The organism is Methylobacterium sp. TK26, assembly GCF_055361565.1.
In genome coordinates this window covers 2,498,301-2,511,099 of record NZ_CM143965.1, presented here as the reverse complement: position 1 = coordinate 2,511,099, position 12,799 = coordinate 2,498,301, and the positions used below count along the sequence as shown (strand labels likewise).

12 protein-coding genes are annotated in these 12,799 nt (G+C 70.2%); 9 read left to right on the top strand and 3 right to left on the bottom strand.

What is annotated here, in order from left to right:
• The first annotated feature begins 6 nt into the window (after positions 1–6).
• The gene (locus ACXJ1Y_RS12070) at positions 7–1,737 is read left to right on the top strand and encodes a DEAD/DEAH box helicase (RefSeq protein WP_463850102.1); all 1,731 of its coding nucleotides are present in this window, start codon (positions 7–9) and stop codon (positions 1,735–1,737) included.
• Between the two features lie 4 nt (positions 1,738–1,741).
• On the opposite strand, the gene ACXJ1Y_RS12065 is transcribed toward ACXJ1Y_RS12070, so the two are convergent.
• A complete protein-coding gene (locus tag ACXJ1Y_RS12065; protein WP_463846507.1) occupies positions 1,742–2,632 on the bottom strand; it encodes a hypothetical protein in 891 nt (296 codons plus the stop codon).
• 355 nt (positions 2,633–2,987) lie between these two features.
• Between ACXJ1Y_RS12065 and ACXJ1Y_RS12060 the strand changes: the two genes are divergently transcribed.
• The 5 genes from ACXJ1Y_RS12060 (at position 2,988) to ACXJ1Y_RS12040 (ending at position 6,750) form a co-directional block, all read left to right on the top strand.
• Positions 2,988–4,373 carry an ATP-binding protein gene (locus ACXJ1Y_RS12060; RefSeq protein WP_463846506.1) on the top strand — a complete coding sequence of 462 codons (1,386 nt, stop codon included), beginning with the start codon at positions 2,988–2,990 and terminating at the stop codon, positions 4,371–4,373.
• A complete protein-coding gene (locus ACXJ1Y_RS12055; RefSeq protein WP_463846505.1) occupies positions 4,370–5,044 on the top strand; it encodes a response regulator transcription factor in 675 nt (224 codons plus the stop codon). The genes ACXJ1Y_RS12060 and ACXJ1Y_RS12055 overlap by 4 nt, the downstream gene beginning before the upstream one ends.
• Before the next feature lie 111 nt (positions 5,045–5,155).
• The gene (locus ACXJ1Y_RS12050; RefSeq protein WP_243955420.1) at positions 5,156–5,626 is read left to right on the top strand and encodes a tellurite resistance TerB family protein; all 471 of its coding nucleotides are present in this window, start codon (positions 5,156–5,158) and stop codon (positions 5,624–5,626) included.
• On the top strand, positions 5,623–6,027 hold the full coding sequence (locus ACXJ1Y_RS12045) for a CidA/LrgA family protein (RefSeq protein ID WP_463846504.1): 405 nt from the start codon (positions 5,623–5,625) through the stop codon (positions 6,025–6,027). Before ACXJ1Y_RS12050 ends, ACXJ1Y_RS12045 begins: the two co-directional genes overlap by 4 nt.
• Positions 6,028–6,033: 6 nt before the next feature.
• Complete coding sequence (locus ACXJ1Y_RS12040) at positions 6,034–6,750, top strand: LrgB family protein (protein ID WP_463850101.1); 717 nt, start codon at positions 6,034–6,036, stop codon at positions 6,748–6,750.
• Here ACXJ1Y_RS12040 and ACXJ1Y_RS12035 read toward each other — a convergent pair.
• On the bottom strand, positions 6,747–7,844 hold the full coding sequence (locus ACXJ1Y_RS12035; RefSeq protein ID WP_463846503.1) for an NAD(P)/FAD-dependent oxidoreductase: 1,098 nt from the start codon (positions 7,842–7,844) through the stop codon (positions 6,747–6,749). The genes ACXJ1Y_RS12040 and ACXJ1Y_RS12035 overlap by 4 nt on opposite strands.
• A 337-nt stretch (positions 7,845–8,181) precedes the next feature.
• Between ACXJ1Y_RS12035 and ACXJ1Y_RS12030 the strand changes: the two genes are divergently transcribed.
• Complete coding sequence (locus tag ACXJ1Y_RS12030) at positions 8,182–8,619, top strand: Ros/MucR family transcriptional regulator (protein ID WP_463846502.1); 438 nt, start codon at positions 8,182–8,184, stop codon at positions 8,617–8,619.
• Here the strand turns inward: ACXJ1Y_RS12030 and ACXJ1Y_RS12025 are convergent.
• Complete coding sequence (locus tag ACXJ1Y_RS12025) at positions 8,606–11,242, bottom strand: MGH1-like glycoside hydrolase domain-containing protein (protein WP_463850100.1); 2,637 nt, start codon at positions 11,240–11,242, stop codon at positions 8,606–8,608. The two genes, ACXJ1Y_RS12030 and ACXJ1Y_RS12025, sit on opposite strands and share 14 nt — an antisense overlap.
• Before the next feature lie 156 nt (positions 11,243–11,398).
• Between ACXJ1Y_RS12025 and ACXJ1Y_RS12020 the strand changes: the two genes are divergently transcribed.
• Both ACXJ1Y_RS12020 and ACXJ1Y_RS12015 read left to right on the top strand, forming a co-directional pair.
• Positions 11,399–12,553, top strand: a complete 1,155-nt coding sequence (locus tag ACXJ1Y_RS12020; protein WP_463846501.1) for a GGDEF domain-containing protein — start codon at positions 11,399–11,401, stop codon at positions 12,551–12,553.
• Between the two features lie 32 nt (positions 12,554–12,585).
• A complete protein-coding gene (locus ACXJ1Y_RS12015) occupies positions 12,586–12,792 on the top strand; it encodes a SlyX family protein (RefSeq protein WP_463846500.1) in 207 nt (68 codons plus the stop codon).
• The last annotated feature ends 7 nt before the right edge of the window (positions 12,793–12,799 follow it).

Genomic DNA, 12,799 nt, shown 5'->3' with positions numbered 1-12,799 from the left:
ACCGAAGTGCCCTTCCCGAACTTGCCCGCTCCCCTCTCGCGGGCCCTGGCCGAGCGCGGCTATGCCGAACCCACCCCCGTCCAGGCGGCCGTGCTCGAAGCCGCCGGCGGCGGTCGCGACCTGCTCGTCTCTGCCCAGACCGGCTCCGGCAAGACCGTCGCCTACGGCCTCGCCATGGCCGACATGCTGGTCGGCGAGGACGAGACCATGCCGGCCCCGGCCGCGCCGCTCGCCCTGGTGATCGCCCCCACCCGCGAACTCGCGCTGCAGGTGCAGCGGGAACTCGAATGGCTCTATGGTGCCGCGCAGGGCCGCGTGACCGCCTGCGTCGGCGGCATGGACCCCCGCCGCGAGGCCCGCCGCCTCGCCGACGGTTCGCAGATCGTCGTCGGCACGCCGGGCCGCCTGCGCGACCACCTGGAGCGCCGCTCCCTCAACCTCTCCACCCTGCGGGCCGTCGTCCTCGACGAGGCCGACGAGATGCTCGACCTCGGCTTCCGCGAGGACATCGAGTTCATCCTCTCGGCGACGCCGCAGGAGCGCTCGACCTACCTGTTCTCCGCGACGCTGCCGAAGGGCATCGAGGCCCTGGCCGAGCGCTACCAGCGCGACGCCCTTCGGCTGGCCGTGAAGAGCGAGACGCGCGGCCACGCGGACATCGCCTACAAGGCGGTGCGGGTGGTCCCGCGCGAGATCGAGCACGTCGTGCTCAACCTCCTGCGCGAGGCCGATGCCCCCACGGCCATCGTGTTCTGCAACACCCGCAACGCGGTGCGCCACCTGCAGGCGAACCTGACCGAGCGCGGCTTCTCCGTGGTCGGGCTCTCGGGCGAGATGGGGCAGGGCGAGCGCAACGCCGCCCTCCAGGCCCTGCGCGACGGCCGGGTGCGGGTCTGCGTGGCCACCGACGTGGCGGCGCGCGGCATCGACCTGCCCTCGCTGAGCCTCGTCATCCACGCCGACCTGCCGCACGACGCCGAGACCTTGCAGCACCGCAGCGGCCGCACCGGCCGGGCCGGGCGCAAGGGCACCTCGGTGCTGCTGGTGCCGAACGCCCGTCGCCGCCGGGCCGAGCAGATGCTCGCCATGGCGAAGGTGCAGCCGGAATGGTGCGGCCCGCCTTCGGCCGACACGATCCGCGGCCTCGATGCCGAGCGGATGCTCAGCGACACCCTGATCGCCGAGCCGGCCGCCGAGGACGATTCGGTGATGGCCCAGATGCTCCTGACCCATAAGAGCCCGGAGGAGCTGGCCAACATCGTGGCCCGTATCTACCGCACGCGGCTGCCGGCGCCGGAGGAGGTCACGGACCCCGGCGAGGGGCGCGCCCGCGCGGAGCGTCCGCCCTACGATCCGATGAACCCGGAGAAGATCGCGGCGATGGGCCCGGCGGTGTGGTTCCGCCTGAACCTCGGCCGGCGCGACAACGCCGACCCGCGCCGCCTGCTGCCGCTGCTGACCCGTCGCGGCGGGCTCGACCGTCAGGAGATCGGCGCCATCCGCATCTTCGACCGGGAGACCAAGTTCGAGGTGCGCGGCCACGCCGCCTCACGCTTCGCGGAAGCCTTCGCGCGGAACGGATCGCCGGAAATCCAGGTCGAGGCGCTGCCTGCGGAATTCGCCCCGGCGCCCCGCAAGGGGCCGCCCGGCGCCGGTAAGGGCCCTGGTTCGCCCCGCGCCGACCGCCACCGCCGCAATGCCGGCAAGGGCGGGTTCAAACCCCAGCAGCGGGGCTGAGTCCCTAGAACGCGCTGCGGACGGCGTCGCCCAGCGCGCTCACGCTGTCCTTGATCTTGCGCCCGGTGGGCGCGAGCGAGGGCAGCTTCACACCCAAGATCTCGGTCTCGTCCGAATCGGCCTCCGCCGAGGCGGTCTGCGTCACGGTCGGCTTGGCCATGGCGGGGGCAGGGGCCGGCTTGGCGGCCGCCGCCTTCACGGCGGGCTTGGGTGTCTCGGCCTTCGCGGCCTTCACCGGCTCGGGCACGGGCTTGGCCGTCGCCACCGGGGCCGGCTTCGGCTTGGCCGGAACCGGCGTCGCCACGGCGACGGGCTTGGGCGGCGCGACCTTGGCCGGCGCTTCCGCTACCGGAACGGCCTCGTCACGGGCCCGCACCGTTTCCGACGGGCGGGGCGCCAGGGCGGCGACGCTGCGGTTCGGCGTGACGATCCGGGCGGCGGGCGGGCTCGCCTGAACGGCCACCTCGGTCGGCACCGGGATGCGCTCTGTCGGCTTCACCGGGGCCGGACGCTCGGCGACGGGCTTCGGCTGCGGCGCCGGTAGCGTGGGCGTGCCACCGTCGAAGGCCTTCGGGTCGGCGGAGAAGGAGGCCATGCGCGGGCCCGGCGCGGGCTTCGGCGCCTCGGCCTTGCTCTCGGTGATCTTCACGGGCTCGCCGGCCCGGGCGGGCAGGCCGTCCTTCAAGTCGGGCCAGCTCGATGCGAGGCCCTGGCCGATGGCCGGAGGCTGCGTCAGCCGCGGGGCCGGCGTGACGAGCCCCGCCATGACGGAGGACGCCGCCACGGCGAAGCCGGAGAGCAGCGCGGCGCCGGTGGCGCTGAGGAGCAGCGGCCGCGCCAGCGAGCGCTTGCCCTGCGGCGCGGCGGCGGGACGGGCGGTGCGCCGCTCCGACATGTCTAATGATAACTCGGACATCGGTTGCGATCTCGGACCTGATGCGCGACGGTCGCCATCGGAACGCCCGGATTCGGCCGGTCCGGCCCGATGCGCCCGCCGGCTATCGGCAAGCTCACCGATTGATGGCTCGCAATACGGCACAATGATGTCGCCGTGCGACGACCCAGTGTCGTTTCTAGTCGAGTCCGGTCGCGTCGAAGTCATCCACAGGATTTACGGCGTTTCGCTTAAGGAATAGTAGTCGAGCCGTCCTTCAGGACCTCACCCTCTGCTCCCCTGGAACGGGTTTCGTCACACCGTGGATACGCGCCCGAACCTGCTGCCGCCGCATCGGCCCGCCCGGGCGAGGTCCATGCCCTGGTCCGGCTGGTCGACGCGGACCCGTCTCATCGCGGTGGTGCTGCTCATCGACCTGCTTGCGGCCGTCACCTCCTGCGCGGTGGTGGTGCTGAACGCCCGCACGGCGGTGCGGGTCGAGACCCGCGCCTCCCTCGCGACGGTGGAATCCCTGGTGGCCGACACGATCCGCCTTTCGGATACCGCCTCGCCGGAGGCGCTGCTCCAGGCCCTCGACCTGCGCTTCCGGGTGCTGCGGCATGTCCGCGTGGCCGTGCTCGATGCGCAGGGGCAGCGCGTCGGCCATGCGGGGCCCGACAAGCGCGCCGAGCGCGAGGCGCCCGCATGGTTCGCGCGGATGATCCTGCCGCCCATCGAGCGACACAGCCTGCCCATCGCGGTCGGCGGCCGCGTGCTCGGCACGGCGCAGATCACGACGCAGCCCATGGACGAGATCGAGGAGATCTGGGGCTACGCCCGCGCCCTCTCGCTCACGACCTTCGCGGTCAACCTCGCGATGCTGGTGGCGCTCTATCTGGCGCTGGCGCGCATCCTCGCGCCGCTGCGCCGCCTCGGCGAGGCGCTGACGCAGCTCGAACACCACGATTACACCGCCCGCCTCGCACCGCCGGGCACGCCCGAACTGGCCGTCATCGCGGAGCGGTTCAACAAGGTCGCGGGAGCCTTGGCGCAGACGCGCTCGGCCAATGCCAGCCTGAACCAGAAGCTCCTGACCGCACAGGACGACGAGCGCCGCCGCACGGCCCTGGAACTCCACGACGATTTCGGCCCCTGCCTCTTCGCCCTGGAGGCCAACGCCGCCTCCATCGCCCGCATTGCGGCCGGGGCGAAGGAGGTGGACCGCTCCAAGCTCGCGGCCCGCGCGGCCGAGATCGGCACCATCGTCGGGCAGGTGCAGGGGGTGAACCGCGCGCTCCTCAACCGCCTGCGCCCGCACGGGCTGGGGCAGGCCCCGCTGCCGACCTGCCTCGACCTGCTGCTGCGCGGCTTCGGCGAGCGGCACCCCGGCATCGCCTTCGTCGGGCAGTTCGACGGGCTCGCCCGGGGCTACGGCGATCTCCTCGACCTCACCATCTTCCGGTGCGTGCAGGAGAGCGCCACCAACGCCGTGCGCCACGGCGGCGCGACCCGCGTCGAGGCCACCGCCGCCGAGCGCGACGGCAACGTCTACGTGGAGATCCGCGACAACGGCACCGGCATCCCCACCGAACACCGGATCGGCCTCGGGTTGTCGGGGATGCGCGAACGCGTCGAGGCCCTGCAGGGGACTTTCGCCCTTGACAATATCGGCCCGGGGGCGATCGTCCGTATTGCCATTCCGATCCCGCCCGAGCGGAGCCCGGAGCCCGGCCACGAACTCATCTCCGCGCAAAGCGTATGAACGCCATCGCCTCTCAGATCGAGCCTGCCAGCACGCGCCTCCCGGTGCTCGTGATCGACGACCACCCCATCGTCCTGCAGGGATGCCGCCGCGTCCTGGAGGATGCGGGCGTCGAGACCATCGCCGAGGCGACGACGGTGGTGGGCGGCTACCGCATCTTCCACCGCCTGCGGCCGCCGGTCGTCATCTGCGACCTGACCTTCCAGGGCAGCGGGCTGGCCGGGCTCGGGCTGATCCGGCGCATCCGCGCGGTGGCGCCGAACACGCGCATCCTCGTCTTCAGCATGCACAACGATCCGGTGATCGTCGCCCGCGCCCTCGAAGCCGGGGCGCTGGGCTACGTGCTCAAGGATCACGCCTCGGCCGAACTCTTCGACGCCTTCGAGAAGGTGCGCATCGGGGAAGTCTATCTCGACCGCCGCCTCGCCACCGAGGTGGCGATGCTGCGCGCCGATGCCCGCCGCACCCCGGAACTGCAATTGACGCCGCGCGAGCAGCAGATCCTGGCCCGTCTGGCGCAGGGCCGTTCCTACGGGGCTATCGCCTCCGACCTGTCGGTGAGCTACAAGACCGTCACCAATTCCTGCTCGCAGATGCGGCAGAAGCTCGGTGTGCGCACCTTGGCCGAACTCATCCACGTCGCCGTCACCCACGCGCAGCGCCAGGGCTGAGCCCGCGCAGGCGATGCAAACGGGCCACGGCCCGTCGCAACCTGTCCCCGGCTGCTTGATTTCCGCGAGGCGGGGCCGAATGTTGCGATGCACGTTTGGCCTGGAGCGGACATGTCCCTGATCGCACGCCTGCGTGCCTACGCGGTGGAGGCCCTGGGGATCGGCGCCTCGGAGGCGCGCGACCCCGCCGACGACACGCATCTGGCCGCGACCGCCCTGCTCGTCCATGTCGCCCGCGTCGACGGCATCCTCGCCCCCGCCGAGAGCGAGCGCCTCGCCCGCCTCGTGGAAGGCCGCTACGCCGACGGTCCCGCCGCCGCCCACGCCCTCATCGCCCGCGCGACCGCCGTGGACACCGAGGTGCGGGACGTGGCGAGCCTCGTGGAGATGATCCCGCACGAGGCCAACGGCGCCGAGCGCGAGGCGCTGCTCGCCATGGCGTGGTCGGTCGCCGGGGCGGACGGCAAGGTGGACGAGTTCGAGGAGGCGCTGGTGGAGCGCCTGGGCCGTCTCCTCGGCTTCGATGAGGCCGGCATCGCCGCCGCCCGCCGCAGCGGCCTCTCCGGCGTACCCGCCGAATGACTGCCAGCCTCGCGCTGATCCTGCTGGCGCAACTCTGCGGTGAGGCGTTCGCCCGAGGGTTCGGCCTGCCCGTGCCTGGTCCGGTGATCGGCATGGGTCTGATGCTCGGCTTCCTGCTCCTGCGTGATTCGGCCCGCAGCCCCCTCCCGCGCCTGCTGCCGCCGCCGCTGGTGGACGGCACGCTGGAGACCATCGCCAAGGGGCTGCTCGCCAACCTCTCGCTGCTGTTCGTGCCGGCGGGCGTCGGCGTGGTCGGGCGGCTCGATCTCCTGAAGACGCAGGGCGCGAAGCTCGCGGTCATCCTACTCGTCTCGACGGCCGTCTCGCTGCTCACCACGGTCTTCGTCTTCCGGGGCGTCTCGGCCCTGGTCGACCGGCGCGGCCGCAAGGACGAGGGCTGAGCGATGGTGGGGAGCGACTTCTCCCTGTGGGTGTATCTCGCCCGCACGCCGCTCCTGTGGCTGACCGTGACGCTCACCGCCTACGTCGCCGCCGACAGGATCGCCGCCGCGACCGGGCGGCATCCCCTCGCGAACCCGGTGCTCGTCGCGGTGGTGTTCGTGGCCGCCGTCCTGGCGCTGACCGACACGCCCTACCCGACCTATTTCGAGGGCGCGCAGTTCGTGCACTTCCTGCTCGGGCCAGCGACGGTGGTGCTGGCCTTCCCGCTCTACGAGCGCCGGGCCACGGTGATGCGCGCCCTGGTGCCGATGCTCGCCGCGCTGGCGGCGGGCTCGGTCGCGACGCTCGTCTGCGTGATCGTGCTGGCGCGGCTGTTCTCGATCCCGCAGCCGATCCTCGTGTCGCTGGCCCCGAAATCCGTGACCTCGGGCGTCGCGATGGGCATCGCCGCGACGCTCGGCGGTGACCCGACGCTGACCGCGATCCTCGTCATCCTCACCGGCATCATCGGGGCGATCCTCGTCACGCCGATGATGGAAGCGCTGAAGATCTCGGACATGCGGGCGCGGGGCTTCGCGGCCGGGCTCGCCGCGCACGGCATCGGCACGGCCCGTGCCTTCCAGGTCAGCGAGGTCGCCGGCACCTTCGCCGGGATCGCGATGGGGCTGAACGCCTTCGTCACCGCGATCCTCGCGCCGCTGGCCCTGCACCTCTTCAGCTAGGCGTCGAGCCGGGCGGCCACGTCCTCAGCGAGGGACAGGCTCGATGTCAAGCCGGGGCTCTCGATGCCGAACAGGTGCACGAGGTTCGCAAGTCCGTGCTCGGCCGGGCCCTCGATGCGGAAATCCGCCGCCGCCTCGCCCGGCCCCGTGAGCTTCGGGCGCAGGCCCGCGTAATCCGGGAACAGGGCACCATCCGGCAGGCCGGGCCAGTACCGGCGGATCGCCCCGTAGAACGAGGCCGCGCGGCCGGGATCGACCCGGTAATCCGGCTCGTCCACCCATTCCACGTCCGGCCCGAACCGGACGCGGCCGTTCAGGTCGAGGGTCAGGTGGATGCCGAGCCCACCATCGATGCGCGGCGCGGGATAGATCAGACGGGTGAAGGCCGGCTTGCCCGTGCAGCCGAAATAATTGCCCCGCGCGAGATGGAGGCGCGGTACCGAAGCCGTCGGGTAGCCCTGCGTCCTCGCCGCGATGGCGGGGGCGCCGAAGCCAGCCGCGTTCACCACCGCGTCGAAGGGCATCGTGTCCGGTTCGTCGCCGCCGAAGCTCGCCTGCCATTGCCCGTTCTCGCGAGCGAGGCGCTGAACCGGGGTGCGGAGGGCGAGCGCGCCGCCGCGGTCCTCGATCTCGCCCTGCAGCGCGAGCATGAAGGCGTGGCTGTCGAGGATGCCGGTGTTCGGCGAGTACAGGGCGAGGGTGCAGGTCAGATTCGGTTCGAGGCGCTTGGCCTGATCTGCATCGAGCAGTTCGAGCCCGGCGACGCCGTTCGCCTCGCCCCTGGCATGGATGTTCGCGATGGCGTCCGCCTCTCCCGCGTCGCAGGCGACGATCAGCTTGCCGCAGCGGCGGTGGGGCACCCCCGTCCTCTCGCAGAAGTGGTAGACCTGCTGCACTCCTTTGACGCAGTTCCGGGCCCGCGACGATCCCGTGGGATAGTACATCCCGGCATGGATCACCTCCGAACTTCGGGAGGAGACGCCCGTGCCGATCGCCTGCTCAGCCTCCGCCACGATCACGGTGTGACCCCGCAGCGCGAACGCTCGTCCGATCGCGAGGCCGACAACTCCCGCTCCCACGACGAGCACGTCCATCAGGCGTTCCTCTCGAAATTCAACATATGCGTTCTTTAGAAGGAAGGGTAACAGGCTGAAACTATCGTAACCGGGCCCATTTCGCTGAAGGATGCATGAAAAAGGGGCCTTCGCGCCTCAAAAAGAGCTTCGGAATAAGTCGCGGTGCCGTTGACGAGTGAATGCAATCATAAGTAGTATAGTATCCTAGTGTACACCGGCTTTGGCGGGTCGCCCGATTTTCTCGGGCGACGGACCACCTGGGGGGAGTCGGAGCACGCCCGCATGCTCATGGCACCGACGTGAAGACGGCCGCGACAAGGCCTGCCGCGCGAGGGTGGAAACCAGGGACCGCACGATGACCGACAAGCCGACCGTGGAACTCGCGACCCGGATTTTGACCGCCTACGTGAGTCGCAATCGTGTCCCTGCGAACAATTTGCCCGAACTCCTGACCGAGATCCATCAGGCGATCGATCACCTCGCCAAACCGAAACAGCCGACGCTCCAGCGTCCGTCGCCGGCCCAGGTCGCCGCCTCCATCCGCCCGGACGCGATCACCAGCTTCGAGGACGGCAAGCCCTACAAGGCCCTGCGCCGTCACCTGACCCTGCGGGGCCTGACGCCGGAGACCTACCGCGCGAAGTGGGGTCTGCCGGTCGATTATCCGATGGTCTGCGCCACCTACAGCGCCCGCCGCTCGGAGATCTCCCGCGAGATCAGCGTCGGCCAGCAGCAGCGGGCGAAGCTCTCCCTGGTCGAGACGGCCAAGGGCGCGACCGCTACGATTCAGTGACCTGCTGGATCAGCAGCGCCACGAGGCCCGACCAGCCGGTCTGATGCGAGGCACCGACACCGCGCCCCGTATCCCCGTGATAATACTCGTAGAACAGGATGTGGTCCCGGAAGTGGGGATCCTCCTGTTCGAGGCGGCTGTCGCCATAGACCGCCCGACGCCCATCCGGCCCCCGTGCCGAGAGGGCGATCAGCCGGCAGGACAACTCGTCCGCGATCTCGCGCAGATTGTGTCTTTGCCCCGAGCCTGTCGGCGCCTCGACCGTGAAGTCGGGGCCGAAATAGTCGTGGAAGCGGTGCAGGCTCGCGATGAGCAGGTAGTTCACCGGCATCCAGACGGGTCCGCGCCAATTCGAGTTGCCCCCGAACAGGCGAGAGCGTGATTCCGCGGGCTCGTAGGCGAGGCCGAGGTCGCGCCCGTCCCAGGGGAAGCAGAACGGCGCCTCCGCGTAGGCCCGCGAGACCGCCCGCACCCCGTGATCGGACAGGAACTCGGCCGGATCGAGCATCCGCTGCAGCAGCGCCTTCAGCCGGTGGCCGCGCAGCAGGGAGAGCAGTGCCGAGCGCCCGGCGCCCGGCTCGTTCCAGTGGGAGACGAGCCGCCAGAGGTCGGGCCGGTTCTGTTGGAAGAAGACCAGCCGCTCCTTCAGGCGCGGCAGGCGCTCCACATCCGCTTCCCGCAGCACCGCCACCGCCAGGATCGGGATGAGCCCGACCATGGTCCGCACGCGAATCGGCAGACGCGCCTCCGGCGTCTCGATCACGTCATAGAAGAAGCCGTCCGCCTCGTCCCACACACCGTCGCCCGTCGCCGCCGCGATGAGGAGGAAGTGCTCGAAGAACTTCCCCGCCATGTCCTCGTAGGCCGGGTCCGCCAGCGCCAGCTCGATGGCGATTCGCATCAGGTTGAGGGCGTACATCGCCATCCAGGCGGTGGCGTCGGATTGGGTGAGCGTCGCGCCGCCGCCGAGGGGCTTCGAGCGGTCGAAGATGCCGATGTTGTCGAGGCCGAGGAAGCCGCCCTGGAACAGGTTGCGGTCGTTGGCATCCTTGCGGTTCACCCACCACGTGAAATTCAACGTCAGGCGGTGGAAGACGCGCTTGAGGAAGTCGTGGTCCGGCCGGCCGGTCAGGTCCCGGTCCATCTCGAACACCCGCCACGCCGCCAGGGCGTGGAGCGGCGGGTTGGCGTCCTCGAAGCCCCATTCGTAGGCGGGCAGCGCCGCGTTGGGGTGGCTGTAGGCATCCCCGACGAGGAGCAGGATCTGGTTCTTGGCGAAGTCCGGATCGATCATCGCGAAGACGAGGGATTGGAGCGCGAGATCCCAGGAGGCGAACCAGGGATATTCCCAGGCATCCGGCATGGAGATGATGTCGTTGGCGCGAAGGTGCGTCCAATCGTGGTTGCGCCCGTGCCGCCGCTCGGCCGGCGGCGCCGGCTGGCCGGGATCGCCGACCAGCCACTCGCGCACGTCGTAATGGTAGAGCTGCTTCGACCACAGCATCCCCGCCAGCGCCTGCCGCTGGACGCGGCGCCGGTCGGGATCGGGGGTCGAGGATTGCAGCGCCGCGTAGAAGGCGTCCGCTTCCGTCTCGCGCATCGCGAAGGTTGTGTCGAAATCCGCGAACGGCTCTCCTGCGGCATCGGCGGGGCGCAGGCGCAGGCGGATCTCCCGCGTCTCGCCCGGTGCGAGGCGGAAGGAGAAGCGGGCGGCGCATTTCGTGCCGGCCCGGTCATCGACGGCGCCGGCCTCGCCATGGACGACGTGCCGGTCGATCCCGTCCTTGAACAGGCCCTCCGCCGGGCCGACGCCGAACACGCGGTGGAGGTTCGTCTCGTTCTCGGTGAACAGCCACGCATCCGGCCCGTCCGCGTGCAGGCGCAGGGGCGCCAGATCCGGGTGGGTCGCCAGGATTCCGCCGCCCTCGTCGCGCCGCAGGGCCGGCTTCTCCATGCCGGGCTGCCATGACCATAGGTTGCGCGCCCAGAACTGGGGCAGGAGGGTGAGGTCCGCCGCGTCCGGCCCGCGATTGGTGGCGCGGACCCGCATCAGGATGTCGTCGGGCGCGGCCTTGGCGTAGGCGATCTCGATATCGAAGTAGCGGCCCTCGTCGAACAGGCCGGTATCGAGGAGCTCGAATTCCGGCGCGTCCAGACCTCGGTTGCGGTTTTCCGCGAGCAGGCGGGAATAGGGGAACTCTGCTTGCGGATACTTGTAGACCATCCGCATGTAGGAATGCGTCGGTGTGCCGTCGAGATAGTAATATAATTCCTTTACGTCTTCGCCGTGATTGCCTTCCTCGTTTGTCAAACCGAACAGCCGCTCCTTCAGGATCGGATCGCGACCATTCCAGAGGGCGAGAGACAGGCACCACCGCAGATGTCGTTCGCCGAAACCGCCGATACCGTCCTCGCCCCAGCGATAGGCGCGGGAGCGGGCGTGATCGTGAGGGAAATACGTCCACGCATCGCCCCCGGCACTATAATCCTCACGGACGGTGCCCCATTGGCGGTCGCTGAGATATGGGCCCCACTCCCGCCAGGCGGGGTCGGAGCGGGCGGCAACGAGGCGAAGTCCTTCTACTGTCTCGAAAATTTGCGTCACGCGATCCACCCTTTCCATCTCCGACGCTTCCACCGGCGGCCGGTTCCCGTCAAGCCGATGACACACCCAGCCCGAGAATTAGCTGCCACCAAGCAACCTAAGCTTGGCCATTCGAACTACTTATGAGATAGTTGGCCGTCGCCCCCGGACCGGCGTCTACACGAGAGGACGCCCGTGCCGGGTCTCGACCCCGCCACCCTGCTGATCGCAAGCTGCGCGACGACCTTTCTCGTCTGCGTGCAGTTCTTCGTATCCTGGCGCCAGCACCCGGATTCGCCGTGCCTGGGGTATTGGGGCGTCGCCCATTTCATCGGCTCCCTGGCCTCGGTCGGGCTGGCGATGCGCGGTCACATCCCGAACTGGATCTCCATCGGCGTCTCCAACGTGGTCATGATCAGCGCCTACGGGCTGATCTGGCGCGGCGTCAGCCTGTTCGAGGGGCGGCGGCGCCATCCAGCCTGGGCCCTGGCCGGCGGCATCGCGTGGGGTTTGCTCTGCCTCATCCCCGAATTCTATGGGTCGATCGCCCTGCGCGTGGCTTTCGCCTCCACGGTCGCGGCGCTCTATTGCTTCGGCGGCGCGTGGGATTTCTGGCGCGGGCGAGGGGAGCCCCTGGCCTCGCGGACCTTCGCCGTGGGGCTGCTTGCCGTCTACGGCGTCTGCTACGCCGTGCGGGTGCCGGCGGCCTTCCTGGCGCCCCTGCCGAAGCCTGAGGCGGCCATCGCCGCCTATTGGGTGGCGGTGCTGTGCCTCGCCGCGATGCTGTTCTCCATCGCCTCCGCCTTCACCTTCATCGGTCTCGTGAAGGAGCGCGCCGAGCGGATGCAGAGCGTCGCCGCGCGCACCGATTCGCTGACCGGTATCGCCAACCGCCGGGCCTTCGTGGAGACCGCCGACCGGCTGCTCGCCACCGGCACCGGCACGGCCCTGCTGCTGTTCGACCTCGACCGCTTCAAGGCGATCAACGACCAGTTCGGGCATGAGGTCGGCGATGCCGTGATCGTCGGCTTCTGCGCGGTGGCGACGGAGACGCTGCCGACGCGTACGATGTTCGGCCGGCTCGGCGGGGAAGAATTCGCCTGTCTGCTGATCGGCGCCACGCCGGCCTCGGCCATGCTCGCGGCGGAGCGGGTTCGCCGGACCTTCGCCACCGTCGCCCTGCCGGAAATGTCGGACCTCTCCCTCAGCGTCAGCGTGGGGGTTGCGGTGGCGACGCCCGATTGCGACTTCGACCGGCTGTTGCGTCGGGCCGACGAGGCGCTCTACGTGGCGAAGAAGGGCGGACGGGACCGGGTCGAGATGGCCGAGTACGTCCTGCGCGTGGCGTAGGGCGCCCCGCGCCGCCCCCTCGCAGGGATGCCATGGAATCGACCGAACGCCTGGACCGGCTGGAGACGCGCCTCACCGAGCAGGAGGCCACCGTCGAGGATCTGAACCGCATCGTCACCGACCAGTGGCGGCAGATCGACCGGCTCACCCGCCTCGTGTCGGCGCTGCGCGAGCAGGTCGAGGAGGCGACGGCGCGGGCCGCGCAGCGCGGGCCGGAGCCGCCGCCACCCCATTACTGAGACCGGA

Bases quoted from the DNA above. Each gene is read 5' to 3' on its own strand.
- ACXJ1Y_RS12050 (WP_243955420.1), top strand. From the start codon at position 5,156: ATGTCCCTGATCGCACGCCTGCGTGCCTACGCGGTGGAGGCCCTGGGG.
- ACXJ1Y_RS12035 (WP_463846503.1), bottom strand. From the start codon at position 7,844: ATGGACGTGCTCGTCGTGGGAGCGGGAGTTGTCGGCCTCGCGATCGGA.
- ACXJ1Y_RS12060 (WP_463846506.1), top strand. From the start codon at position 2,988: ATGCCCTGGTCCGGCTGGTCGACGCGGACCCGTCTCATCGCGGTGGTG.
- ACXJ1Y_RS12015 (WP_463846500.1), top strand. From the start codon at position 12,586: ATGGAATCGACCGAACGCCTGGACCGGCTGGAGACGCGCCTCACCGAG.
- ACXJ1Y_RS12025 (WP_463850100.1), bottom strand. From the start codon at position 11,242: ATGGAAAGGGTGGATCGCGTGACGCAAATTTTCGAGACAGTAGAAGGA.
- ACXJ1Y_RS12030 (WP_463846502.1), top strand. From the start codon at position 8,182: ATGACCGACAAGCCGACCGTGGAACTCGCGACCCGGATTTTGACCGCC.
- ACXJ1Y_RS12065 (WP_463846507.1), bottom strand. From the start codon at position 2,632: ATGTCGGAGCGGCGCACCGCCCGTCCCGCCGCCGCGCCGCAGGGCAAG.
- ACXJ1Y_RS12045 (WP_463846504.1), top strand. From the start codon at position 5,623: ATGACTGCCAGCCTCGCGCTGATCCTGCTGGCGCAACTCTGCGGTGAG.
- ACXJ1Y_RS12055 (WP_463846505.1), top strand. From the start codon at position 4,370: ATGAACGCCATCGCCTCTCAGATCGAGCCTGCCAGCACGCGCCTCCCG.